Genomic DNA, 23,446 nt, shown 5'->3' with positions numbered 1-23,446 from the left:
CTTTTATTCACTAACAAATAGCTGGTGGAATATATGACTATCAAAGTAGGTATCAACGGTTTTGGCCGTATCGGTCGCATTGTTTTCCGTGCTGCTCAAGAACGCTCTGACATCGAGATCGTTGCAATCAACGACCTGTTAGACGCTGACTACATGGCTTACATGCTGAAATATGACTCCACTCACGGCCGTTTCAACGGTACCGTTGAAGTGAAAGACGGTCATCTGATCGTAAACGGTAAAAAAATCCGTGTTACCGCTGAACGTGATCCGGCTAACCTGAAATGGGACGAAGTTGGTGTTGACGTAGTTGCTGAAGCTACTGGCCTGTTCCTGACAGACGAAACTGCTCGTAAGCACATCACTGCTGGCGCGAAAAAAGTGGTTCTGACTGGTCCGTCCAAAGATAACACTCCGATGTTTGTTAAAGGCGCAAACTTTGACAAATATGAAGGTCAGGACATCGTTTCTAACGCTTCCTGCACCACTAACTGCCTGGCTCCGCTGGCTAAAGTTATCAACGACAACTTCGGCATCATCGAAGGTCTGATGACCACTGTTCACGCGACCACCGCTACTCAGAAAACCGTTGATGGCCCGTCTCACAAAGACTGGCGCGGCGGCCGCGGCGCATCCCAGAACATCATCCCGTCCTCTACCGGTGCTGCTAAAGCTGTAGGTAAAGTACTGCCAGAACTGAACGGCAAACTGACCGGTATGGCGTTCCGCGTTCCTACCCCGAACGTATCCGTTGTTGACCTGACCGTTCGTCTGGAAAAAGCTGCTTCTTATGAAGAAATTAAGAAAGCAATCAAAGCTGCTTCCGAAGGCCCGATGAAAGGCGTTCTGGGTTACACCGAAGACGACGTCGTATCTACCGATTTCAACGGTGAGGTTTGCACTTCCGTGTTCGATGCTAAAGCTGGTATCGCACTGAACGACAACTTCGTGAAACTGGTATCCTGGTACGACAACGAAACCGGCTACTCCAACAAAGTTCTGGACCTGATTGCTCACATCTCCAAATAAGTTGAGATGAGTATCTGATCCAAAAAGGCGACTTCGGTCGCCTTTTTTTATGACCAAAATATTTACATACCAAGGATTGCATCATGATTAACAAAATTTTCGCTCTCCCGGTCATTGAACAGCTTACCCCTGTCCTCTCCCGCCGTCAGCTTGATGAACTTGAGGTTCTTGTTGTCGATCACCCACAGGTTAAAGCTTCTTTCGCGCTGCAGGGCGCACATCTTCTTTCCTGGAAACCAAACGGCGAAGAGGAAGTCCTGTGGCTCAGTAACAATACCCCGTTCAAAACAGGCGTAGCGCTGCGTGGCGGCGTCCCCATTTGCTGGCCGTGGTTTGGCCCAGCGGCTCAACAGGGTTTGCCTTCGCATGGTTTTGCCCGTAACCTGCCATGGACGCTGAAAGCGCATAACGAAGACGACAATGGCGTGGTGTTGACGTTTGAACTGCAGAGCAACGCTGAAACGCGTCAGCTATGGCCACACGACTTTACCCTGCTTGCCCGCTTTAAGGTCGGTGCTACCTGTGAAATCGAACTGGAAGCCCACGGTGAGTTTGAAACCACCTCGGCACTGCATACCTACTTCAACGTGGGTGATATTGCCGCAGTGAAAGTCAGTGGTCTTGGCGATCGCCTGATCGATAAAGTGAACGATGCGAAAGAAGATGTGCTGGCTGACGGCATTCAGACCTTCCCGGACCGCACTGACCGTGTTTATCTGAACCCGGAAGCATGTAGCGTCATCCATGATGATTCGCTCAAGCGCAATATCGATGTCGTGCACCACCACCATCTGAACGTTGTCGGCTGGAACCCGGGCCCGGCGCTGTCCATTAGCATGGGCGACATGCCGGATGACGGTTACAAAACGTTTGTTTGCGTCGAAACGGCTTACGCGACCGCTCCGCAGAAAACCACCGAAGAAAAACCATCTCGCCTCGCGCAGACTATTCGTGTGGCTAAACGCTAAGACAACTCTGCGCATCATGCCGGATGCGGCTGACGCCTTATCCGGCCTACAAACCGCTCGTAGCCGTAGGCCTGATAAGCGCAGCGCCATCAGGCAAATCAGGCCATATCCAGCGCCGTTTTACCTTTTGGCGCCGGATATGCCTCATCTAACAACTTCAGTTCATCAACCGAGAGCGTGATATTCAGCGCGGCGGCATTTTGTTCGACATGCGCTACGCTTGCCGCTTTTGGAATCGCGATCACGCCCGGTTGACGAATAACCCACGCCAGTAAGATCTGGGCGGTACTGGCATCGTGTGCACGTGCAATGTCGCTAATCACCGAATGAGTGAGCAGACCACGGCGCAACCGTCCCGCCTGGGCCAGCGGACTGTAAGCCATGACCGGCATCTGCTGTTGCTGACACCATGGCAGCAAGTCATATTCAATGCCGCGCGACGCTAAATGATATAGCACCTGGTTAGTGGCGCATTGTCGTCCACCTGCAACCTGCCATAGCGCCTGCATCTCGTCATAATCGAGATTCGAAACACCCCACCGACGAATTTTCCCCTGAGCGATGAGTTTTTCCATGGCGCTGACGGTTTCTTCATAAGTAAAGTCCCCCGTCCAGTGCAGCAAATAGAGATCCAGATAGTCGGTTTTCAGCCGGCGCAGACTGCCTTCACAGGCAGCAATCGCTTTCTGGCCTCCGGCATTCCACGGATAAACTTTTGAAACCAAAAATGCACCATCGCGCCGTCCCGCTAAGGCTTCGCCAACAATCTCTTCTGCTGCACCATCAGCATACATTTCTGCCGTATCAATCAGACGCAGCCCCAGATCCAGGCCAGCCTGCAACGCCGAGACTTCATCACGACGACGGCAGGGGTTCTCCCCCATGTTCCATGTTCCCTGCCCAATAGCAGGAAGTGATACCTGTTTTGTAAACATCACTTGTTTTACTGTCATAGTTCCCCCTGAGCACATGCACCACAGTAAAGCAAAACATGGGTGATGTGTCCTGTGATGGTGCACAAATTGCACCATCCTCGTTTGGAGGGCTCGTCGTTAATCAGACACAATAAAAAACCCGGGAACAGTATTTATTTCCGGGCTCAGACAGATAACTTGTTAGCTGTACAGAGATTATTTTAAACGGCCTAAATATTTACCTTCTTTCATGGCGTTTATTTTTCCGCTCTTATACACAATAACCGAAATCAGGCCTGCACTGTAAGTTTGCGCATCTGCATTATTTTCATCATTGGCTGCCGGGCTACCATTAATGTAGGCAATGCCATCGGTGCCACGTTTAAAATCAACCCCTAATTTATTCACATGTATAGATTTTACCATACTGGCGTTAACCGGAACATTCGCTTCACTAACCATGGTTTTATGATCATGTTGCAACTGACGACGGTAAGCCTCGCTAATAGCATGAGCAGGGGCAACAGTTGATGCCACCAGCGCAGCGGTAATAATTAATTTATTCATGAGTAAAACCTTAATATTTATTGTGATTATGATGATGGCTGGAATTACCGTCATTTGTGATGTACAGGTTCTGTGCATTTTCCATAGCCTGTTTTTCCGCTGCAGCATTGATTGTAGCCTGACGATTCTGCTCAGCAACATAGCATGCATCCCGACTGACGCCCTTGTTCTCACAGTCATTCATGCGAGAGGCCTCGGTAGAACAACCCGCCAGAACCCCAACCATCACAGCTACCATGATTAATTTTTTCATTATCTATACCAGGTTTATTCTCAAAAACCTTCATCGCAGATTATATTTCTGCAAGAAAGAATTACGCTCACTACTTTCAAAGTTTGAGTAATATCTGCAATAGAATATTTAATGTCAATTTAAATTTTTTTAGATAATTACCTAAAGAATGTAAAATAAAAATTAAACGTTTTGTTTTTTAGTTTTCACATGAAAGATGACTTTCATGGTTAAATTAAACGATAAAAATAGTTATCAGATACTTTCAACACGTTTTGCAAGGTCAATTGAGATCCAGGAGTAATAACAAAACAGTGCATTTTCAGTATATTGCCGTAGTAGATTTTGTTAGTCGCTAACGATGATTGGTTCTGCGACACCTGTATTTCTTACGCTGTAAGAAAATCGATATCAGACTAATTAAATAATACGTTCCTTTTTGGTAACTACACCAGGTAAAACACGTTAATTATTCGTTGCAGCATCGCATAAGGCAGAATCAGCAGAAATCGTGAATTCTCATGCTTGAGATCAACATTCATTCCCGTCAGGCATAAAAAAGCCCGCATAACGCGGGCTCATGTTCAGCATTGGAAATGCATCAGAACTTATAGGTGATACCCGTTGAGATCAGACCCGTCCAGGATTTGTCTACCATCGGGCTGTCTGTCACTTCATCAGACAAACGGGTGTAACGCGCAGTACCGTACACGCTCCAGTCGCCTAAGAAATTATAGTTGGCGCTAAGTTCAAGGTACGGATTCCAGCTGCTTTCAGGATCGTAGCTGCGTAAACCACTGCGGGACGATTCGTGGCGCGATACACCGTAGTAGTACTGGTTCTGGTTTTCACTGTTCCACTCAACACCAATCCCCGGTGTCAGCGTCAGGCCCCCGTTGGTATAACGGTACAGCCATGCCAGATCCCATACGATACCATTACTGTTATCCAGTGCGTCTCCCGCGAGGCTGGTACGCAGGAAACCATATTGTGTGTTATGCACGTAAGAAAGCCCGGCCATCATGGTGCTCTTGCGCTTATCGAGATTGCGCAGACGACTATCGTCGCTGTCGCCCGGCTTGAAGTACAGTGGCGACCAGTACGCCATCACAGATAATTTGTCTGTATTGTCATTCCACAGGTAGTAACCGCCGCCCAGACCACGGAACCAGAAGTTGTCGCTTTCATAGGTCACAACAGGGACCGGGTAAACGTCACTATCGTAGTTTTTGTAAGGGTGTTCAACCACACCAACGCCTGCGCCCAGCGTCAGGTTGCTTTCTGCTTGCGCGACGCTCGCGGACGTGGCAATAAGCACGCCAAGTGCCAGAAGTTTGAGTTTGGTCACAATCCATAATTCCTTATTCAAATGTTTAGCGACGAAAGTGTAACCGCCAATACGCTTCAGCCCAACTATTTTACGTATTACCTGCCCAATGTAACCCCCTAATTTCTCAACGAGTGATGACATTTTGCTTGCAGTACGGTGAACACCACATGAATTCAGCCCCATTTCTTTACATAACATGTGCTTTTTTTGCTGATGAGTTATTGATATGCCATTGAAATTCATTTGCGCGTACAGGCAAGTTTTGCAAATGCCATCTACGCTTAAATTTAGAAGGTGTATCACCGAATACGTTGATCTCCTGACCATCGAAATGGCATGAGAGTTGCTTATTTCTTCAGCAGCGACGTCGTTCAGTTTACCTCTTCAGGGGCCTCTACTATTCATATGAACGGCTCTTAACATGTGCTAAAAAACGAAAGGACGGCATACCATGAATATATTCGATCACTATCGCCAGCGTTATGAAGCTGCCAAGGACGAAGAGTTCACGCTGCAGGAGTTTCTTACCACTTGTCGGCAAGATCGCAGTGCTTATGCCAACGCGGCAGAGCGGCTATTAATGGCTATTGGTGAGCCTGTCATGGTTGACACTGCCCACGAACCTCGACTTTCTCGACTCTTTTCGAATCGGGTGATTGCACGTTATCCCGCTTTTGAAGAGTTTTACGGCATGGAAGACGCCATTGAACAGATTGTTTCTTATCTGAAACATGCGGCTCAGGGGCTGGAAGAGAAGAAGCAGATCCTCTATCTGCTGGGGCCGGTGGGAGGCGGAAAATCATCGCTTGCAGAGCGACTGAAATCGCTGATGCAAAGAGTGCCCATTTATGTCCTCAGCGCCAATGGTGAACGTAGCCCGGTTAACGATCATCCGTTATGCCTGTTTAATCCGCAGGAAGACGCGCAGATCCTGGAAAAAGAGTATGGGGTTCCGCGTCGCTATCTCGGTACAATCATGTCGCCGTGGGCTGCGAAGCGTTTGCATGATTTCGGCGGGGACATCACTAAATTCCGCGTCGTCAAAGTCTGGCCGTCTATTCTCGAGCAAATCGCCATCGCTAAAACGGAGCCTGGTGATGAAAACAACCAGGACATTTCCGCTCTGGTCGGGAAAGTGGATATTCGTAAACTCGAACACCACGCCCAGAACGATCCTGACGCCTATGGCTACTCAGGTGCGCTGTGCCGCTCCAACCAGGGGATTATGGAATTCGTAGAGATGTTTAAAGCACCGATTAAAGTGCTGCATCCTCTGCTGACTGCCACCCAGGAAGGAAACTACAACGGGACAGAAGGTATCTCCGCCCTGCCGTTTAACGGGATTATTCTTGCCCACTCGAACGAATCTGAATGGGTAACGTTCCGTAATAACAAAAACAATGAGGCGTTCCTTGACCGTGTTTACATCGTCAAAGTGCCTTATTGCCTGCGGATCTCTGAAGAGATCAAAATTTACGAAAAACTGCTTAACCATAGTGAGCTGACCCATGCGCCTTGCGCACCGGGCACGTTGGAAACCCTCTCTCGCTTTACCATTCTTTCTCGCCTGAAAGAACCTGAGAACTCGAGCATTTACTCGAAGATGCGCGTTTACGATGGCGAAAGCCTGAAAGATACCGATCCAAAAGCGAAATCCTATCAGGAGTATCGGGATTACGCCGGGGTTGATGAGGGAATGAACGGTCTGTCCACGCGTTTCGCGTTTAAGATCCTCTCTCGCGTCTTTAACTTTGACCATGCCGAAGTGGCAGCTAACCCGGTTCATCTGTTCTACGTACTGGAGCAGCAAATCGAACGCGAGCAATTCCCGCAGGAGCAGGCTGAGCGTTATCTTGAGTTCCTGAAAGGCTATCTGATCCCGAAATATGCTGAATTCATCGGCAAAGAGATCCAGACGGCTTATCTCGAATCTTATTCCGAATACGGACAGAACATTTTTGACCGTTATGTGACCTATGCGGATTTCTGGATTCAGGATCAGGAGTATCGCGATCCAGATACCGGTCAGCTGTTCGATCGCGAGTCACTGAACTCAGAACTGGAGAAAATTGAAAAGCCGGCGGGTATCAGCAACCCGAAAGATTTCCGTAACGAGATCGTCAACTTTGTTCTGCGTGCCAGAGCGAATAACAGCGGTCGCAATCCAAACTGGACCAGTTACGAAAAACTGCGCACGGTTATTGAGAAGAAAATGTTCTCGAATACCGAAGAGTTGCTGCCGGTCATTTCGTTTAACGCTAAAACCTCGACTGACGAGCAGAAAAAGCACGACGATTTTGTCGACCGTATGATGGAAAAAGGCTATACGCGTAAACAGGTACGTTTACTGTGCGAATGGTATTTGCGCGTACGTAAATCGTCTTAACATAAGTGCCCGGTGGTGCATGCGCTTACCGGGCTTGCAAAATAATGTTCCGTAGGCCGGATAGCGCCAGCGCCATCCGGCACTTACAGACATGGCGAACAGTTGGCAGTACGGGGGGCATATGACCTGGTTTATTGACCGGCGTCTTAACGGCAAGAACAAGAGCACGGTAAATCGCCAACGCTTCTTGCGCCGTTATAAATCGCAAATTAAACAGTCGATCTCCGAGGCCATTAACAAGCGTTCGGTGACCGATGTAGATAGCGGCGAATCTGTCTCTATTCCGACCGATGATATTAGCGAACCGATGTTTCATCAGGGGCGCGGTGGCCTGCGTCATCGCGTGCATCCAGGTAATGATCATTTTGTACAGAATGACCGTATCGAACGTCCGCAGGGAGGCGGCGGCGGTTCAGGTAGCGGACAAGGCCAGGCCAGTCAGGATGGCGAGGGTCAGGATGAGTTCGTCTTTCAGATATCTAAAGATGAATATCTTGATCTGCTGTTCGAAGATTTAGCGCTTCCTAATCTGAAGCAGAATCAGCAACGTCAGTTAACGGAGTTTAAAACGCACCGTGCAGGATTTACCTCCAACGGTGTGCCCGCCAATATCAGCGTGGTGCGCTCCTTGCAAAACTCACTGGCGCGTCGCACAGCAATGACGGCGGGTAAACGTCGTGAACTGCATGCGCTTGAGGCCGATCTGGAAACCATCGCCAAAAGTGAACCCGCGCAGTTGCTGGAAGAGGAAAGGTTACGCAAAGAGATTGCCGAACTACGGGCAAAAATCGAACGCGTGCCGTTTATAGATACTTTTGATTTGCGCTACAAGAATTATGAGAAACGACCCGATCCTTCCAGCCAGGCGGTGATGTTCTGTCTGATGGACGTCTCCGGCTCAATGGATCAGTCGACTAAAGATATGGCAAAACGTTTTTATATCCTGCTGTATCTGTTCCTGAGCCGCACTTACAAAAACGTGGAGGTTGTCTATATTCGCCATCATACTCAGGCGAAAGAGGTTGATGAACACGAGTTCTTCTACTCTCAGGAAACGGGGGGAACCATAGTTTCCAGCGCCCTGAAGTTAATGGATGAAGTGGTAAAAGATCGCTACAACCCTGCCCAGTGGAATATCTATGCCGCTCAGGCATCGGATGGCGATAACTGGGCAGATGATTCACCACTGTGTCATGAAATCCTGGCGAAAAAACTGCTGCCGGTGGTGAGATATTACAGCTATATCGAAATCACTCGCCGTGCGCACCAGACCTTGTGGCGTGAATACGAACATCTGCAATCAACCTTTGATAACTTTGCGATGCAGCATATTCGCGATCAGGATGATATTTACCCGGTATTCCGCGAACTGTTCCATAAGCAAAGTACGACCAGCAATAATTAGCCTAAACAAATCAGTCAGCGCGTATATGTGCTGACTGATTTTATAAATAGTGCCCCATCCTGTTTTTATTTTCCCTTAACAGAGCAGCAGGCAATGTAGTTTAGCTGATGACGTTGCGAACGGAAGAAGCGAAACATTTTCAGGAACCGACGGCGATTTTCGTAAGTGCGTAAACCGTTAAACATAATTTTAATCGCCCCAGTAACTCCCTCATCACGAATTAATCCTCCTGGCGACATCAGCGACATAGCGCCATTCTGCTGCATGACCTGTTCAAAACCGCAGTTGAGAAATAACTCACGCCAGCCTTGTCTGGTCATCGGACTCACGTTTGATTTCACCACCTCCACAAGCTTGCCCTGCTCGCTCGCGTCCAGTCTTTGAGTGGTGAACATAATGTCGTGGGTTAACAGACGACCGCCGGGTTTCAACACGCGATAATATTCGGCAATTAATTTCGCCTTCGCTTTATCGGCATACATTGTCAGCATGGCCTCGTTAATCACCACATCGAAGCTGTTATCCGCAAAAGGAAGGGTACTGGCATTCGCAGCCATCACATGAATGTGATTTTCCAGCCCATTTGCTGCCACATTATTTCTGGCATTTGATAGCGCGGTTTTATCCATATCGATAGCGTAGACCGTACAACCAAAGCGTTGCGCTATCTCTATCGCCGTGGTGGCCATATTACAGGCCACTTCCAGCACCTGGCTGTCGGGCGCCAGCTGTGACTGGCTGAACAACCACTCTGTTGCTTCAATGCCCCCCGGACGCAGACGGGTTTTGCCCAGGCTGGCTAAGAACGTATGGCCCGCTTTTTCAGTCGTGCTCATCTGCCTGTCTCCTTTTCTATAAGTTGCATTATAAATACAACATTAAGAGTTAAAGGTGAAGAGTACGAATGTTTTTTATTACAAAATGTCCTTCCGCGTAGCGTTAGAGAGGAGCTATACCGTGTGATAGACTGAAGTATCAGACTTACAGGGCTGTAAATCATTATGAAATTGCATCATAAAGCGCTCAGGCTCTTTATCTCCGTTAGCGTAATTGTTTTGACGTCTTCTTTTTTGGTTTATGAGCTCATTGCCAGCGATAAAGCGATGAATGCGTACATGCGCTATATCAATGAGAAAGCCGACTCATCGTTTCTTTATGATAAGTATACTAATCAAAGTATTGCCGCCCATCTGATGCGCACATTTTCATCCCCTCAGGAACCCGCGTCTGTCGAACAACAAAAAGCACTTTGCAACGCTTTCGACAGCGTTAACGGCACTCATGGACTCAATCTCACAGAGCATAACTACCCGCCATTGCACGGGACGCTGCAAACCACCTCAACGAAATGTAGCGAACAACTTGAAGACATATTCCTGCTGCCCTCTTTTGATAAGGCGGTAAACGCTAATCGTGAGCAGAAAGATTACGGTCAGGGATTAGGTACGCTGGAGTATAAATTCCGATATTACGTCGACCTCAAAAACAACTACGTCTATTTCTATGATCGAATCGACTCGCGCCAATTTGCGATACATAACTGGACGTTTTTGCAAAAAGGCACCCTGGGCATCGACCAGAATGATATTGACGGTATTTTCACGGGGCGTACGGTGATCTCCAGTATTTATCTGGATAACCTGACCGGGAAAAAGGTGATGAGCTTTTTAACGCCGGTCTACTCTACCGGTAAGTTAAAAGGTGTAGTAATGGTGGATATCAACAAAGAGAATTTAAAGAATATCTTTTATACCAGCGACCGGCCTCTGGTATGGCGCTATCTTAACGTTACGCTCTCGGATACCAGCTCCGGTAAAGAGATTCTCGTTCACCAAAGTGAGACTAACCTGTTTCACTATGTTCACTACGAGAAGGACATTCCAGGCGGCATACGCATCACCTTAACGCTTGATTTAATGTACTTTATTGTCTCATCCTGGAAAATCTTCGCTTTCTATCTGCTGGCAACAATTTTGCTGTTGAATCTGGTCAGAACGCATTTTCGTTTGTATCACAACGTCACGCGCGAAAATATCAGTGACGCCATGACCGGACTCTACAATCGGAAAGTTTTAACCCCGACGCTCGAACAACGTTTGCAGCAGTTGGTCAATACGGGCACTCTCGTCACCTTTATCGCCATCGACTGCGATAAGCTGAAAGTCATCAATGATACGTTAGGGCATAAAGAAGGTGATCGGATTATCACTCATCTGGCCAAAGCCATTCAAAGTTCCATTCGCAAAAGCGACTACGCCATCCGCCTCGGCGGCGATGAGTTTTGTATCATCCTCATCGACCATCCCAGTGATTTAACGCCCCGCCTGCTGGAGAGAATTCGCTATAACTTACAAATTATTGCGCATGATATATCCATCAGCTTCTCAGCCGGGGTTTATAATATGCAGCCGAACGACACTATTGATGATGCTTACAAAGCATCTGATGCACAGCTCTATATGAACAAACAGAAAAAACGCGCCGGTGCGTGATTATTTTTCTGCAGGATTTTCATTGTTGTACCAGGAGTAAGTCATGACGGAAGTGAACAAAGGTAACGCAACGCATCAGCGTTTAATTTCGCTGTTGTCAGAGCAAGGCGCAACGTACCGCGTGGTAAGCCATGAAGCCGTCGGCAAATGTGAGGCAGTTTCTGAAATTCGTGGTACCGCGCTCGGCCAGGGAGCAAAAGCCCTGGTCTGTAAGGTCAAAGGCAACGGCGTTAATCAGCATGTGTTGGCAATTTTGCCCGCTGACCAGCAGGCCGATCTCAGTTTGTTAGCGGGTCATATTGGTGGGTTAAGAGCATCGCTTGCCAGCCCGGCGGAAGTCGATGAACTTACCGGCTGTGTATTTGGCGCGATCCCGCCGTTTAGCTTCCACCCGAATCTCAAGCTGGTCGCCGATCCGCTATTGTTTGAGCGTTTTCATGAAATTGCATTTAATGCCGGGTTGCTGGAAAAATCTGTGATCATGGATACCGCAGATTACCTGCGTATCGCGCAACCTGAATTAATCCCTTTCCGCCGTGAACAATAACGGTCTGCGTTAGCAGTAAAAAACGTCGCATCGTGCATTAGCCCAAAAAAAATCATAATCATTAAAAAAAGCCTGTTCCGTCACGCGTTTACGCGTACAGTAAGCAGGCTTATTTTTTCTTTTGGCAAGGAAACTACGATGTTTGATGTCACTCTGCTGATCCTGCTTGGACTGGCAGCTCTGGGCTTTGTCAGCCACAACACCACTGTCGCCGTTTCAATTCTGGTGCTGATAATCGTCCGTGTTACTCCGCTGAATACATTCTTCCCGTGGATTGAAAAGCAGGGGCTTACCGTTGGGATTATTATTCTGACCATTGGCGTCATGGCGCCGATCGCCAGCGGAACGCTGCCCCCCTCTACGCTTATTCACTCCTTTGTAAACTGGAAGTCGCTGGTCGCTATCGCCGTCGGCGTTGTTGTCTCCTGGCTTGGCGGGCGCGGCGTCACGCTGATGGGTAGCCAACCTCAACTCGTCGCCGGTTTACTGGTGGGCACGGTTCTGGGCGTGGCGCTGTTTCGCGGGGTGCCAGTGGGACCGCTCATTGCGGCAGGTCTGGTCTCGTTGATTGTTGGGAAGCAGTAGTCAATCCTGCCAGATAACGGCCTGGCGTTTGTCCCAGGCCTTTTTTGAACATGGTGATAAACGCGGTCGTTGAATCGTAACCGAGCATTTGAGCAACCTGCTGTACATTGTGCCCGTCGATTAGAGCTTGCAGCGCCAGGATCAGCTGTAGCTGGTGACGCCAGCGGCGAAAGCTTAATCCTGTTTCTTTGACAACCAGACGAGCAAGGTTACGCTCACTCATGGCAAACACGTTGGCCCACTGCCCCAGTGTTTGCCATTGTGCAGGTTCCTGCGCCATCGTCGCCACCATCTTGCGAATTTTCGGGTGATCGGATACTGGTAACTGCATTTGCTCCTGTGGCTGCTGCGGGAGTTCGTCAAACAACACCTGCGTTAACCGCTGGGTAGCTGGTTCACAGAGCTGGGCATCCGTTTTGTTCGCCAGCGCAAGAATAAGTTCCCGACATAACGGAGCGATTTTCAGCGTACAGCAACGTTCAGGCATCACGACAGCCTGCGGCTCAATAAACAGAAAACACAATTGCGCGCCCACGGTAACGTGGTTGCTGTGTGGAATTTCGCCAGGGATCCACACCGCATATTGCGGCGGCACCATCCACATGGCGTTCTCCACTTCGCAGGTAATTGCACCATGCAACGCCAGGATTAACTGACCTTTGCGGTGTTGATGCAGTGGGCTGAAAAGTTCATCTTCCTGAGCCTGAATACAAAAAGCCACGGCGGCATCGTGGTAAAGATCGGGTTGATACCCATCCAGTCTCAGCCCCAACATAAGAATGTCCTATTTTAGCGATAAACTGTCATTTTAGCTTGATTCATCCATAGTGTAAAAACGCTAAAGTATCGCCTCGCCTGACGATATGAGAAAAAAATGATTATTACACCTTCCTCCCGCGGCAAAAGCGCAGTGCTGCTGATCGCGGGGATCCTGATGATTGCCACCACACTACGCGTCACCTTTACCGGTGCAGCCCCATTGCTGGATGCCATTCGCGCCGACTACGGCCTGAGTACCGCCCAGACGGGACTTCTGACTACCCTGCCGCTGCTGGCCTTCGCGCTGGTATCCCCCCTCGCTGCCGCCGTTGCGCGCCGTTGGGGCATTGAGCGCAGCCTGTTAGCAGCCATGCTGCTGATCTGTGTGGGTATTGCTATACGTTCGCTCCCTTCATTCGGAGCCTTGTTTGGTGGGACGGCAGTCATTGGCTGTGGCATCGCACTGGGAAATGTCCTTTTGCCGGGACTCATTAAGCGTGATTTTTCACAGCATGTGGCAAAGCTTACCGGGGCGTATTCGTTAACGATGGGCGCTGCAGCAGCGCTGGGGTCGGCAATGGTCGTGCCGCTGGCGTTAAATGGATTTGGCTGGCGCGGCGCACTGATGATGTTAATGATCTTTCCGCTGCTGGCGTTATTGATCTGGTTACCTCAATGGCGCCAGACGGCCAATGCCAGCCTCAGTAATTCGCGAGCGTTGCACTCCCGCGCGATCTGGCGCTCCAGTCTCGCCTGGCAAGTGACGCTGTTTCTGGGGATCAACTCCCTTGTCTATTACGTCATCATCGGCTGGCTACCCGCCATTTTAATTAGCCATGGCTACAGTGAATCTCAGGCCGGTTCGTTGCATGGTTTACTGCAGCTGGCAACTGCCGCGCCGGGATTATTGATCCCTCTCGTCCTGAACAGATTTAAGGATCAGCGCGCCATCGCCGCTCTGGTTTCGTTAATGTGCGCTGTCGGCGCGGCGGGATTCGCCATAATGCCCGACCAGGCATTGCTATGGACCATCCTGTTTGGCTTTGGCTCAGGCGCGACGATGATCCTCGGCTTAACCTTTATTGGCCTGCGCGCAAGCTCAGCGCATCAGGCTGCTGCTCTCTCCGGCATGGCACAGTCTGTCGGATATTTACTGGCCGCCTGCGGGCCACCGCTGATGGGGAAAATTCACGACCTCAACGGTAGTTGGCTGATTCCATTAACGGGTGTCGCCGTGTTAGCGATGCTGATGGCGGTGTTTGGTTTGTGCGCGGGGCGCAATCGGGAGATCGCGAGCGCATAATGCAAAGGGCAGGTTCGTGGACAACCTGCCCAATTTTTATCCGCGCGCGGCGCGCAGCATCGCCTGAACCAGAGGTACGGGTTTTCCCGCCAGCGCTCCGCGTTCATGCTGAAAGAGCGTGCCGACATAAAATGGATGTGTCACCAGCTCAATGGCACGAATATCACCAGCCTCATCCCAGCCCGTCACTCGCAGATCGCCGCTTTCAAGCTCAGCGGCAAAAGTTTCCGACACGCCATAGTTACAGTGATACCCCTCTGTAATGACATCCCGTCCGTAGGCTCTGGCGATCAGCGTATTCGCGCGCAGTTCAATATCATCCGTCTTTTCGACCAACGAGCAGGTCAGCGGTGCAATCACCATACGGCCCGAGGTCTCTGCTTCCGCATGCGCAGCATCACGCCAGCCCAGTACATTGCGAGCATACTCGAGAATGGCATGCTGAAAACCGCCACAAGTGCCCAAAAATGGAATGCTGTTTTCGCGGGCGTAACGTATTGCCGTCAGCGCGCCTTCCGGGTGCTGGTAAGGACTGCCAGGGACCACCCAGATGGCATCATAGCCGACTAAATCTTCGCCACTACTAATATCAGATGTGGTGAGCCAGTCATAATCAGCCACTAATTCCAGAACGGCAGCAGCATCATCGATGGCAAGGGGAATAGCCTGGTGCGCCACAATATCGGGGCTGTAATCGCCCACCAGCGCAATGCGAAGCGTATCTTTAACAGGGGAAATTTCCATTAACTTTCCTTATGTCCAGACAATGAGGGACAACATAAGGAGCCTCAGCCTACCGATTTTTTGTTGTTACCACAATCCCTTAAATTGAGAGTCTATGTGGCCAAAATGCTATAATGGTCACGTTTTACGATCTTATTTAGCCGTAGTGAAGACGAGTTCAGTGGCTTAACGGAGCGGATTAAGAGATGAATATTCAGTGTAAACGCGTGTATGACCCGGCAGAAAAAAGTGATGGCTATCGTGTTCTGGTCGACAGGCTGTGGCCGCGCGGGGTGAAAAAAACCGATCTTGTTTTCAATGAATGGGATAAAGCGCTGACGCCCTCATCTGATTTACGTAAGGCATTCCACGCAGATATCATCGATTTTGCTCATTTCTCCGAGCAATACCGCGCAGAACTTGCCCAGCAACAGCAGGAAGGCAAGCGACTCGCGGACATTGCCCGGCAACAGCCGTTAACGCTGCTGTATGCAGCGAAGGATACACAGCAAAACCATGCGCTGGTTCTGGCTGAGTGGTTACGTCAATTGTGACAGCGGGTTATTTGCCCGTTGCCGGATGATCTCTGCGCCAAAGCGCCCATTCATCAATAACTTCGCCACCGGGTAGTTTGCAATCCGACCTTACGCCTTGCGGTGTCTGCACCGCAACCAGCACACCGCCCTTTTGCTCACAATATACGGATGCCGGGTTCGCCATGCCAATTTTCGGTGGTACTGGTGCTTCAGGTGATGTGGAACACCCCGCCAGCACCAAAATGCCGGGCACAACAATAGAGGCAAGTTTCATATTCACTCCTGTTAAAAACGTTACACTGGAAGAGTACCCCGACTCCCCACCTATCTCCATGTTTTACTGACGAGTATCAATCCCATGTCTACATTTTGACCCGGATAGCGTGTTTCATCTTTCCCTCCGATGTTCTATTATGCGGGCAATACAGGACTTATCAGCATTCTGGAGTATTTGCCTCTCATGTCAGACATGATCCTTGCCCGAGTCTCACAATCATTAGCCACAGAGCAGTCTGTTGAGAGTCTGGTTCGGCAACTTCTGGAGATGCTGGAGGTAGTGACTGAGATGGAGTCGACCTATCTTACTAAGGTCGATTTAGATGCGCGTCTGCAGCATATTCTGTATGCGCGTAATAGTAAGCAAATGCAGATCCCCGAAGGGCTGTCGGTGCCGTGGGATGAGACACTCTGCAAGCGCGCAATAGACGCAAACTGTCTGTATAGCGATAACGTTCCCGCGCGCTGGCCAGAATGTACCGCCGCACGCGCGCTGGAGATCACAACCTTTCTGAGTACTCCTGTCCACCTGCCCGATGGCACGTTCTATGGCACCCTCTGCGCCACCAGTCGTCAGCAACAACCGCTTAGTGAACGAGGTGAACAGGTACTGCATCTGTTCGCGGGCCTGATAGCGCAGTCTATTCAGAAAGAATCGCTGGTTGCTCAATTACGTGAAGCGAATGCTGCGCTGATCGCCCACTCCTACACTGACGTTCTGACCGGGCTACCTAACCGTCGGGCAATATTTGAAAATATCGAAACCCTCTTCTCGCTGGCACGCCACCTGAGGCACAAAATTATTGTCGCCTATATTGATTTAGATGATTTCAAACTGATCAACGATCGTTTTGGGCACGAAGTCGGTGACCAGTTTTTGATCCAAATTGGCCAGCGTTTACGCCGTGGATGCAGTGAGAATGATATTCTTGGTCGTCTGGGCGGTGACGAATTTTTAGTCGCCAGCCTGTCATTGGGAATCGAAATGTCGCCGTGTGTTCGTTTGCAAAGCGTGAAAAACCACTTACAGCAGCTAATTTGCGGTGACTATGACCTTGGTGATATCTGTCTGTATTATCCGGGAGCCAGTCTGGGAGTTGTAGAAATTGACCCGCTGGAGACAGACGTCAACTGTGCACTTCATCTTGCAGACAGTGCGATGTATCAGGATAAGAAACGCCAGGATAAAACCGCTTTTGTCGTACATTAAGCCCTGTTATGCTTAATCGTCTTTAAATTATTCTGGCAGATAAGCGTATGCGACTCGGTATTATTTTCCCCGTTATTATTTTCATTTCCGCTGTCGTTTTCCTGTCCTGGTTCTTTATTGGCGGCTACGCCTCACCAGGAGCATAACGATGAAAAAAACAACGCTTATTATGATTGGCGTGGCCATTATTGTCGTGCTGGGAACGGAACTGGGCTGGTGGTAATCTGAGAAAAAGGCCACTTATCAGTGGCCTTTATTGTCAGTATGTTTGCTTAGCTTTTGATTTTTCTGTAGATAAACAACACCACAATCGCACCAATAACGGCTACGACGAAACTGCCAAAGTTGAAACCATCGACTTTACCAAAACCAAAGAAGGTACTTATCCAACCGCCCACTACCGCACCAACCACCCCTAAGATAATGGTCATAAAGAATCCACCGCCATCTTTACCCGGCATAATCCATTTTGCCAAAATCCCCGCAATAAGACCGAAAATCACCCATGAAATAATGCCCATAATATCCCTCGCTTATGTTTTTAAGTTAACGATTCACTCGTTGTATAAAAGCATAGCATAGCGCTGAAAAATTAAAATTTGTGACCAATATCACCTGTTATTTTCATCTTTTTCTGATCTTTCATAAGGTTAAACCATTCGATGGCGGCATTTGCCCTGACGTAGCTCGTCATTAATGTCGAATCGTCAGTCATTCAGGTCTACTTACTCGCCCTCAGCCCCTGCCATTGCTGGGTTTCCACTTCTGGCACACTTTATGCATAAACAGCCTGTCACTATGACAAATAGTAGTCCGCGATGCGTATCGCGTGGCTCCGTTTACAATTCGCGCTATTTCAGCATTTAACAGGTCTGTTATTGATGAAAAAAATCACCAGTGTATGCCCTTACTGTGGGGCCGGGTGCAAGCTCAAGCTTGTTGTTGAAAATAACAAAATCATCCGCGCCGAAGCCGCAGAGGGTGTAACGAACCAAAACCAGTTATGCCTGAAAGGCTACTATGGCTGGGACTTTCTTAACGACACTCGCCTTCTTACTCCCCGTCTGACTCGTCCGATGATCCGTTATGAAAAAGGTGGGAAATTCACTCCCGTTAGCTGGGATGAAGCCATTCGTTACACCGCAAAACGCTTATCCGATATCAAAAATACCTATGGTCCTCGCGCCATCATGACCACCGGATCTTCACGTGGAACAGGGAATGAGACCAACTACGTGATGCAAAAATTCGCGCGTGGTGTTCTCCATACCAATAATGTCGATTGCTGCGCCCGTGTCTGCCATGGCCCTTCCGTTGCCGGGTTACAGGAAACGTTAGGCAATGGCGCCATGAGCAATTCCATCAGCGACATTGAAAACTCAAAATGCCTGCTGATCTTTGGTTACAACTGTGCCGACTCGCACCCGATTGTGGCTCGCCGGGTCATTAAAGCTCGCCAGAACGGCGCAAAAATCATTGTCTGCGACCCACGTCGTATTGAAACTGCTCGTATCGCTGACCAACATTTGCAGTTGAAAAACGGTTGTAATATGGCGCTGGTCAACGCGTTTGGCCATGTGCTTATCGAAGAGCAACTTTACGATCGCGAGTATGTGCAAAAGCATGCCGAAGGCCTGGAAACATACTGGGAAACCGTCAAGGACTATGCGCCTGAAGCCGTTGAACATTTAACGGGTGTTCCCGCACAGCAGGTTCGTCAGGCGATGCGTACTTTTGCCGCAGCGCCCTCGGCAACTGTGATGTGGGGAATGGGCGTCACCCAATTTGGTCAGGCCGTTGACGTGGTTCGTGGCTTGTCGAGCCTGGCGTTGCTGACCGGCAACCTGGGACGCCCTAACGTCGGCGTTGGGCCGGTGCGTGGGCAAAATAACGTGCAGGGCGCGTGCGATATGGGGGTGCTGCCTAACCAGTTCCCAGGGTATCAGGACGTGACCGATTTCACCGTCAGGGAGAAATTCGCCAACGCCTGGGGGATTGACGTTAATCAGATGGATGACAAGGTTGGGACGCGCATCACCGAAGTTCCGCATCTGGCTATCGAAGGCAAAATTAAAGCCTACTACATCATGGGGGAAGATCCGTTGCAAACCGAGGCCGATTTAGGTCTGGTCCGCGAAGGGTTTAACGCGCTCGATTTTATTGTCGTGCAGGATATCTTCATGACCAAGACAGCGGAAATGGCCGACGTCCTCCTGCCGGCCACCTCCTGGGGCGAACATGGCGGAGTCTTTACCTGCGCCGACCGCGGATTCCAGCGGTTTGAACAGGCGATTGAACCTACGGGGGATGTCAAACGCGACTGGGAAATCATCAGTCTGCTGGCCACCGCAATGGGCTATCCGATGCAGTATCAAAGTAACCAGCAAATCTGGGATGAGATGCGCGAGCTATGCCCGCTCTTCTACGGCGTGACTTACGAAAAAATGGGTGATATGGGTCATGTACAGTGGCCATGCCCGGAACTCGATCACCCAGGTACGCCGTATCTGTATGCACACAGCCAGTTTGATACCGCCAATGGCAAAGGTAAATTGTTTGCCGCACAGTGGCGTGCTCCTGCAGAAGTACCTGATGAAAAGTACCCAATGGTATTATGCACTGTGCGCGAAGTCGGCCACTATTCGTGCCGCTCGATGACCGGCAACTGCGCAGCATTGCAGGCCCTGGCCGATGAGCCTGGGTATGTGCAAATCAATACCCATGATGCAGAAAAATTAGGTATTCGTCATCGTGACCTGGTATGGGTCAGTTCGCGTCGTGGCAAAGTTATCAGTCGGGCTGATGTCTCCGAGCGCATCAATACCGGAACGGTGTATATGACCTATCAATGGTGGATTGGCGCGTGTAATGAGTTGACCCAGGATAATCTGGACCCCATCTCGAAAACCCCGGAAACCAAATATTGTGCCGTCAATATTGAGCACATTAGCGATCAGGGATGGGCTGAGAAGTATGCCGCACAAACGTATAGCGACATGAAATCACGCCTGTGCGAGGCCATTGAGTAAGTCACCGCCCAGGCCGCCTGAGTCTGACTTCCCAGACTCAGGCTTTTTCTCGTTATTTCGCCAGCTGTGGTTCACTAAAGCGAATGGCAGCTGATTCCACCTGCTTATCCCGCTGCATAAAACCGAGGTTCATCAGAAACAATCCCGCCATAAACGGGAGTTCATACAGCTCTTCAATGAGATCGCCGTACTGCGCATTGTGCAAAAAGATAGGGGCCAGCAGACGATGATGCTCTACCGTATCGGAGATCAAAAATGCACAGGTGGTGATCGCTAACAGCCATAGCGGCAGCGGTTCATTGCGTAAGCGACGGACAATATCCTGGCGTAAGTGTTTTGATATCAGGACAGGCAAAATAATCATCGCAATCAATACCACTGAGATAGCTCTGAACAGGAGTTTAGGGTGCTCCGGAAAATAATCACGGCCCCAACTGGTACTGCGACCCAGCAACACCAACCACCACACAGCCGCCCAAAGCCAAAATTGTTTCTCGCCTTCCGGACGTGATAAAGGCCGGATGTAGCTGAGAGTAAAAAGCGCACCAAACAGCAGCCATAACGCCTGGCCATTCTCAATCCATCTGACGACAGTACCGTTGAGCAAAGGTAGATTCCAGTTCGCAGTGAACGGGATCGCTACGATGACCAGCCCAAGAATGAAAATGGGTAATGTTAGTCGGGTATTCAGTTTCATAAGCGAGGTTCTGTATTGTGACTGTTTCACGATCATAACCCCTGTGAATGATCCAACATTAGCAATCAATGCGGATTTCTTAAGGTATTCTTAAGAAATCTTTTTCCGGATATTTCCAGGTTTAACACGGACAAAAAAACCGCACTGCGCCATCAAAACGCAGTGCGGTTTATAAATCAAAAACGAAAATATTCAATCAGAGGCAGAGGCTAACATCTACCAGCCGCAGACTTCGTGCTCATTCTCGGTATCGTATGAACGAACCGTATTGACCAGGTCTTTAACCACTTCAGCGGCGACATCCGGAATCAACAGCGACATCGGCGTTTCAGTTTCATAATCGACAGACACGCCATTGCTGTTATTGGTGACTGTAACGGTGTAGGTTGCTTTACCCATGATTTACTCCTTGCCGGTACGCACAACTTTTCGTTGATTTGCGCTCTCCATCAACACTTCGGGCGCCACGAAAAAGTCGATATTAAAGTAGGTATCGTCGGTCATTACTTCGATGTTATGCCATTTCTCCGGTGGAAAAACGCCGAACTGACCGGCTTCAATAATCATCACCTCTTCTGGCTCCGGGCTGTGTTCATCTGCAAATCCGAGATATTTGACCGCCCCCTGCATCACAGAAAGTCGAGGATAAACCCCGGCACGGGTACCCTTATCAAGGTGGCGTTCGAAAATTCCGGCAGGTGCAGTTTCTTTGTTCCAGAACGGCGTTGAGCGTGTATGAATATGATTCTGTGGAATTTGAAGCATTTTTCTTCCCTTTTCCAGTCGACAACCAGCGAGTCTTATTGAATCGCTGCTGTGAACAGGGTACGCTTCAAAATATATATTTAAAATACCATTTATTGGTTATAACAATCCCATTTTTCAATGAAGGGAACAGCTTAATACTGAAAGCCCGCCGTCAACAGCGGGCCAATAGCATTACGACTGAAGCGTCGCCAGACGTGCGGCAAAACCGACAAAGATCAAGCCAATGAGGGAATTCCCAACTTTAGCCAGTTTTTTCTTCGTACGAATATACTGTGTCACAAACGCACCGGAGAAAATAAGGAAGCTCAGATAGAAAAAGCTCACTATTTCAAGCGTCATCGCCAAAATAAAGAACGACAACCCTGAGTGAGTCGCGTTGACATCAATAAACTGTACGAAGAACGATACATAAAACAGAATGGCTTTAGGATTCGTCAGACTCAAAATTAATGCACGTTTGAAAATCGCACCAAACGGAACTTCTTCTGGCGCAGCGTCGCTGGCTTTCGATTTCAGTGTGGCATACAGGATCTTCGCACCGAGATACAGCAGATAAAACGCGCCGAGATAACGAACAATATTGAACAATACGGGTGTTGTTTTGATTAGCGCAGCTACGCCAGCATAGGCCAGAAACATCAATACGGCATCACCGATAAACACACCGCTTGCTGCCAAATAACCACCCTTCACTCCACGACCGACGCTGTTCTTCAGCACAAATATCGTATTTGGCCCCGGTACCAGCACGATAAAAATAGCACCCACCAGATACGTCCAGTAATTCAGAACTCCATACTCTGCGAACACGTTAACCTCTTCCTGAAAAAACACATGCACTTGCTGCGAGACAATATGCTAACGAATGCGCCAGGGGATGGAAAGAGAAGCTTTAGAATATAGCATTCTGTTTCAGTCCGATTGCAACATCATTATTCGTTCCAGATTTGCAACGATGAAACCCACTTTTGCGCCTACCCAATGCCCCGTTTAGCCACTAATGTTTATCAGTAGATTCAGCCCGCAAGGCCCCCTCTCATCACATGGAGAAAGAAAAATGACTATTGCTTATAAACGTCTTGATAAAGATCAGGCTGCCGTACTTCTGGTCGATCACCAAGCGGGTTTACTTTCGCTGGTCCGTGACATCGATCCAGACAAGTTTAAAAACAACGTTCTGGCATTAGGCGATCTGGCGAAATATTTCAAACTCCCGACGATTCTGACCACCAGCTTTGAAACGGGTCCTAACGGTCCATTGGTTCCTGAGCTGAAAGAACTGTTCCCGGATGCCCCTTACATCGCACGTCCTGGCCAGATTAATGCCTGGGATAACGAAGATTTTGTTAACGCGATCAAAGCGACAGGCAAAAAGCAGCTAATTATTGCCGGGGTGGTGACCGAAGTCTGCGTCGCATTCCCTGCGCTTTCTGCCATTGAAGCCGGTTTCGACGTGTTTGTGGTCACTGATGCATCCGGTACGTTTAATCCGCTGACCCGTGATTCCGCATGGAATCGTATGTCGTCTGCCGGCGTACAATTAATGACGTGGTTCGGTCTGGCCTGCGAATTACACCGTGACTGGCGCAACGATATTGAAGGGCTGGGAACGTTGTTCTCCAACCATATTCCTGACTATCGCAACCTGATGACCAGCTACAACACGCTGACATCCGGGAAATAATGTTCC

27 protein-coding genes are annotated in these 23,446 nt (G+C 49.3%); 14 read left to right on the top strand and 13 right to left on the bottom strand.

Going from position 1 to position 23,446, the window contains the following annotated elements:
- The first annotated feature begins 33 nt into the window (after positions 1-33).
- Complete coding sequence (gene gapA, locus FDX03_RS17370; protein ID WP_003030697.1) at positions 34-1,029, top strand: glyceraldehyde-3-phosphate dehydrogenase; 996 nt, start codon at positions 34-36, stop codon at positions 1,027-1,029.
- A gap of 83 nt (positions 1,030-1,112) precedes the next feature.
- Complete coding sequence (locus FDX03_RS17365; protein WP_137346312.1) at positions 1,113-1,997, top strand: D-hexose-6-phosphate mutarotase; 885 nt, start codon at positions 1,113-1,115, stop codon at positions 1,995-1,997.
- A gap of 98 nt (positions 1,998-2,095) precedes the next feature.
- Here FDX03_RS17365 and FDX03_RS17355 read toward each other — a convergent pair whose 3' ends face one another.
- From FDX03_RS17355 to FDX03_RS17340, 4 genes are all read right to left on the bottom strand, one after another.
- Entirely contained in the window at positions 2,096-2,950 is an 855-nt protein-coding gene (locus tag FDX03_RS17355) for an aldo/keto reductase (protein WP_048211922.1), read from the bottom strand.
- Positions 2,951-3,127: 177 nt separating this feature from the next.
- Entirely contained in the window at positions 3,128-3,478 is a 351-nt protein-coding gene (locus tag FDX03_RS17350; RefSeq protein ID WP_137346311.1) for a hypothetical protein, read from the bottom strand.
- Between the two features lie 10 nt (positions 3,479-3,488).
- A complete protein-coding gene (locus tag FDX03_RS17345) occupies positions 3,489-3,731 on the bottom strand; it encodes a membrane lipoprotein lipid attachment site-containing protein (protein ID WP_137346310.1) in 243 nt (80 codons plus the stop codon).
- Between the two features lie 580 nt (positions 3,732-4,311).
- Entirely contained in the window at positions 4,312-5,058 is a 747-nt protein-coding gene (locus tag FDX03_RS17340) for a MipA/OmpV family protein (RefSeq protein WP_048212595.1), read from the bottom strand.
- Positions 5,059-5,491: 433 nt separating this feature from the next.
- On the opposite strand from FDX03_RS17340, the gene yeaG reads away from it, so the two are divergent.
- A complete protein-coding gene (gene yeaG, locus FDX03_RS17335; protein ID WP_005120355.1) occupies positions 5,492-7,426 on the top strand; it encodes a protein kinase YeaG in 1,935 nt (644 codons plus the stop codon).
- Positions 7,427-7,547: 121 nt separating this feature from the next.
- Positions 7,548-8,831, top strand: a complete 1,284-nt coding sequence (locus FDX03_RS17330) for a YeaH/YhbH family protein (RefSeq protein ID WP_048211926.1) — start codon at positions 7,548-7,550, stop codon at positions 8,829-8,831.
- A 65-nt stretch (positions 8,832-8,896) separates the two neighbouring features.
- Here FDX03_RS17330 and FDX03_RS17325 read toward each other — a convergent pair whose 3' ends face one another.
- Complete coding sequence (locus FDX03_RS17325; RefSeq protein ID WP_048211927.1) at positions 8,897-9,667, bottom strand: class I SAM-dependent methyltransferase; 771 nt, start codon at positions 9,665-9,667, stop codon at positions 8,897-8,899.
- Between the two features lie 165 nt (positions 9,668-9,832).
- On the opposite strand from FDX03_RS17325, the gene dgcJ reads away from it, so the two are divergent.
- The 3 genes from dgcJ (at position 9,833) to FDX03_RS17310 (ending at position 12,455) form a co-directional block, all read left to right on the top strand.
- Positions 9,833-11,323, top strand: coding sequence for a diguanylate cyclase DgcJ (dgcJ, locus tag FDX03_RS17320; protein ID WP_101741748.1), 1,491 nt, complete (start codon positions 9,833-9,835; stop codon positions 11,321-11,323).
- Positions 11,324-11,366: 43 nt separating this feature from the next.
- Entirely contained in the window at positions 11,367-11,870 is a 504-nt protein-coding gene (locus tag FDX03_RS17315) for a YbaK/prolyl-tRNA synthetase associated domain-containing protein (protein WP_048211929.1), read from the top strand.
- A 138-nt stretch (positions 11,871-12,008) separates the two neighbouring features.
- Positions 12,009-12,455 carry a DUF441 domain-containing protein gene (locus FDX03_RS17310; RefSeq protein ID WP_042308914.1) on the top strand — a complete coding sequence of 149 codons (447 nt, stop codon included), beginning with the start codon at positions 12,009-12,011 and terminating at the stop codon, positions 12,453-12,455.
- On the opposite strand, the gene FDX03_RS17305 is transcribed toward FDX03_RS17310, so the two are convergent.
- A complete protein-coding gene (locus tag FDX03_RS17305; protein ID WP_101741749.1) occupies positions 12,412-13,230 on the bottom strand; it encodes a helix-turn-helix transcriptional regulator in 819 nt (272 codons plus the stop codon). The genes FDX03_RS17310 and FDX03_RS17305 overlap by 44 nt on opposite strands.
- Positions 13,231-13,329: 99 nt before the next feature.
- On the opposite strand from FDX03_RS17305, the gene FDX03_RS17300 reads away from it, so the two are divergent.
- Positions 13,330-14,517 carry a CynX/NimT family MFS transporter gene (locus tag FDX03_RS17300; protein WP_137346309.1) on the top strand — a complete coding sequence of 396 codons (1,188 nt, stop codon included), beginning with the start codon at positions 13,330-13,332 and terminating at the stop codon, positions 14,515-14,517.
- 36 nt (positions 14,518-14,553) lie between these two features.
- On the opposite strand, the gene FDX03_RS17295 is transcribed toward FDX03_RS17300, so the two are convergent.
- Entirely contained in the window at positions 14,554-15,261 is a 708-nt protein-coding gene (locus FDX03_RS17295; RefSeq protein ID WP_137346308.1) for a CTP synthase, read from the bottom strand.
- 185 nt (positions 15,262-15,446) lie between these two features.
- Between FDX03_RS17295 and FDX03_RS17290 the strand changes: the two genes are divergently transcribed.
- Positions 15,447-15,794 (top strand): DUF488 domain-containing protein, encoded by a 348-nt coding sequence (locus FDX03_RS17290; protein ID WP_061067749.1) that lies wholly within the window; start codon positions 15,447-15,449, stop codon positions 15,792-15,794.
- A gap of 7 nt (positions 15,795-15,801) precedes the next feature.
- Here the strand turns inward: FDX03_RS17290 and FDX03_RS17285 are convergent, their stop codons facing one another.
- Entirely contained in the window at positions 15,802-16,050 is a 249-nt protein-coding gene (locus FDX03_RS17285) for a DUF333 domain-containing protein (RefSeq protein WP_005120367.1), read from the bottom strand.
- Between the two features lie 186 nt (positions 16,051-16,236).
- On the opposite strand from FDX03_RS17285, the gene FDX03_RS17280 reads away from it, so the two are divergent.
- Genes FDX03_RS17280 through yoaJ form a run of 3 tightly spaced genes read left to right on the top strand, consistent with a single transcriptional unit; the run spans position 16,237 to position 17,485 of the window.
- Positions 16,237-17,262, top strand: a complete 1,026-nt coding sequence (locus FDX03_RS17280; protein WP_121584525.1) for a sensor domain-containing diguanylate cyclase — start codon at positions 16,237-16,239, stop codon at positions 17,260-17,262.
- A gap of 47 nt (positions 17,263-17,309) precedes the next feature.
- Positions 17,310-17,408, top strand: a complete 99-nt coding sequence (locus FDX03_RS17275) for a YoaK family small membrane protein (protein WP_086523648.1) — start codon at positions 17,310-17,312, stop codon at positions 17,406-17,408.
- Positions 17,409-17,410: 2 nt separating this feature from the next.
- A complete protein-coding gene (gene yoaJ / locus FDX03_RS17270) occupies positions 17,411-17,485 on the top strand; it encodes a protein YoaJ (RefSeq protein WP_099530266.1) in 75 nt (24 codons plus the stop codon).
- Between the two features lie 49 nt (positions 17,486-17,534).
- On the opposite strand, the gene FDX03_RS17265 is transcribed toward yoaJ, so the two are convergent.
- A complete protein-coding gene (locus FDX03_RS17265) occupies positions 17,535-17,783 on the bottom strand; it encodes a GlsB/YeaQ/YmgE family stress response membrane protein (protein WP_005120370.1) in 249 nt (82 codons plus the stop codon).
- 360 nt (positions 17,784-18,143) lie between these two features.
- On the opposite strand from FDX03_RS17265, the gene fdhF reads away from it, so the two are divergent.
- Positions 18,144-20,291 (top strand): formate dehydrogenase subunit alpha, encoded by a 2,148-nt coding sequence (gene fdhF, locus FDX03_RS17260; protein WP_048212596.1) that lies wholly within the window; start codon positions 18,144-18,146, stop codon positions 20,289-20,291.
- 52 nt (positions 20,292-20,343) lie between these two features.
- Here the strand turns inward: fdhF and FDX03_RS17255 are convergent, their stop codons facing one another.
- The 4 genes from FDX03_RS17255 to leuE form a co-directional block, all read right to left on the bottom strand.
- Positions 20,344-20,988: a hypothetical protein gene (locus tag FDX03_RS17255; protein ID WP_137346307.1), complete on the bottom strand. Its 645-nt coding sequence runs from the start codon at positions 20,986-20,988 to the stop codon at positions 20,344-20,346.
- Between the two features lie 216 nt (positions 20,989-21,204).
- On the bottom strand, positions 21,205-21,387 hold the full coding sequence (locus FDX03_RS17250) for a DUF1869 domain-containing protein (protein WP_048211936.1): 183 nt from the start codon (positions 21,385-21,387) through the stop codon (positions 21,205-21,207).
- A 3-nt stretch (positions 21,388-21,390) separates the two neighbouring features.
- Entirely contained in the window at positions 21,391-21,753 is a 363-nt protein-coding gene (yeaR, locus tag FDX03_RS17245) for a DUF1971 domain-containing protein YeaR (RefSeq protein WP_045441926.1), read from the bottom strand.
- A gap of 174 nt (positions 21,754-21,927) precedes the next feature.
- Complete coding sequence (gene leuE, locus FDX03_RS17240) at positions 21,928-22,566, bottom strand: leucine efflux protein LeuE (protein WP_048212597.1); 639 nt, start codon at positions 22,564-22,566, stop codon at positions 21,928-21,930.
- Between the two features lie 247 nt (positions 22,567-22,813).
- Here leuE and ycaC point away from each other — a divergent pair, with 247 nt between their 5' ends.
- Positions 22,814-23,440 (top strand): isochorismate family cysteine hydrolase YcaC, encoded by a 627-nt coding sequence (ycaC, locus tag FDX03_RS17235; RefSeq protein ID WP_119922261.1) that lies wholly within the window; start codon positions 22,814-22,816, stop codon positions 23,438-23,440.
- Positions 23,441-23,446 lie beyond the last annotated feature (6 nt).

The organism is Citrobacter sp. wls827, assembly GCF_005280875.1.
GTDB classification, from domain to species: Bacteria; Pseudomonadota; Gammaproteobacteria; order Enterobacterales; family Enterobacteriaceae; genus Citrobacter; species Citrobacter youngae.
The sequence above is the reverse complement of the archived record's forward strand: the minus strand, read 5'-3'. Positions and strand labels throughout refer to the sequence as shown.

Bases quoted from the DNA above. Each gene is read 5' to 3' on its own strand.
- gapA (WP_003030697.1), top strand. From the start codon at position 34: ATGACTATCAAAGTAGGTATCAACGGTTTTGGCCGTATCGGTCGCATT.
- FDX03_RS17365 (WP_137346312.1), top strand. From the start codon at position 1,113: ATGATTAACAAAATTTTCGCTCTCCCGGTCATTGAACAGCTTACCCCT.
- FDX03_RS17355 (WP_048211922.1), bottom strand. From the start codon at position 2,950: ATGACAGTAAAACAAGTGATGTTTACAAAACAGGTATCACTTCCTGCT.
- FDX03_RS17350 (WP_137346311.1), bottom strand. From the start codon at position 3,478: ATGAATAAATTAATTATTACCGCTGCGCTGGTGGCATCAACTGTTGCC.
- FDX03_RS17345 (WP_137346310.1), bottom strand. From the start codon at position 3,731: ATGAAAAAATTAATCATGGTAGCTGTGATGGTTGGGGTTCTGGCGGGT.
- yeaG (WP_005120355.1), top strand. From the start codon at position 5,492: ATGAATATATTCGATCACTATCGCCAGCGTTATGAAGCTGCCAAGGAC.
- FDX03_RS17330 (WP_048211926.1), top strand. From the start codon at position 7,548: ATGACCTGGTTTATTGACCGGCGTCTTAACGGCAAGAACAAGAGCACG.
- FDX03_RS17325 (WP_048211927.1), bottom strand. From the start codon at position 9,667: ATGAGCACGACTGAAAAAGCGGGCCATACGTTCTTAGCCAGCCTGGGC.
- dgcJ (WP_101741748.1), top strand. From the start codon at position 9,833: ATGAAATTGCATCATAAAGCGCTCAGGCTCTTTATCTCCGTTAGCGTA.
- FDX03_RS17315 (WP_048211929.1), top strand. From the start codon at position 11,367: ATGACGGAAGTGAACAAAGGTAACGCAACGCATCAGCGTTTAATTTCG.
- FDX03_RS17310 (WP_042308914.1), top strand. From the start codon at position 12,009: ATGTTTGATGTCACTCTGCTGATCCTGCTTGGACTGGCAGCTCTGGGC.
- FDX03_RS17305 (WP_101741749.1), bottom strand. From the start codon at position 13,230: ATGTTGGGGCTGAGACTGGATGGGTATCAACCCGATCTTTACCACGAT.
- FDX03_RS17300 (WP_137346309.1), top strand. From the start codon at position 13,330: ATGATTATTACACCTTCCTCCCGCGGCAAAAGCGCAGTGCTGCTGATC.
- FDX03_RS17295 (WP_137346308.1), bottom strand. From the start codon at position 15,261: ATGGAAATTTCCCCTGTTAAAGATACGCTTCGCATTGCGCTGGTGGGC.
- FDX03_RS17290 (WP_061067749.1), top strand. From the start codon at position 15,447: ATGAATATTCAGTGTAAACGCGTGTATGACCCGGCAGAAAAAAGTGAT.
- FDX03_RS17285 (WP_005120367.1), bottom strand. From the start codon at position 16,050: ATGAAACTTGCCTCTATTGTTGTGCCCGGCATTTTGGTGCTGGCGGGG.
- FDX03_RS17280 (WP_121584525.1), top strand. From the start codon at position 16,237: ATGTCAGACATGATCCTTGCCCGAGTCTCACAATCATTAGCCACAGAG.
- FDX03_RS17275 (WP_086523648.1), top strand. From the start codon at position 17,310: ATGCGACTCGGTATTATTTTCCCCGTTATTATTTTCATTTCCGCTGTC.
- FDX03_RS17265 (WP_005120370.1), bottom strand. From the start codon at position 17,783: ATGGGCATTATTTCATGGGTGATTTTCGGTCTTATTGCGGGGATTTTG.
- fdhF (WP_048212596.1), top strand. From the start codon at position 18,144: ATGAAAAAAATCACCAGTGTATGCCCTTACTGTGGGGCCGGGTGCAAG.
- FDX03_RS17255 (WP_137346307.1), bottom strand. From the start codon at position 20,988: ATGAAACTGAATACCCGACTAACATTACCCATTTTCATTCTTGGGCTG.
- FDX03_RS17250 (WP_048211936.1), bottom strand. From the start codon at position 21,387: ATGGGTAAAGCAACCTACACCGTTACAGTCACCAATAACAGCAATGGC.
- yeaR (WP_045441926.1), bottom strand. From the start codon at position 21,753: ATGCTTCAAATTCCACAGAATCATATTCATACACGCTCAACGCCGTTC.
- ycaC (WP_119922261.1), top strand. From the start codon at position 22,814: ATGACTATTGCTTATAAACGTCTTGATAAAGATCAGGCTGCCGTACTT.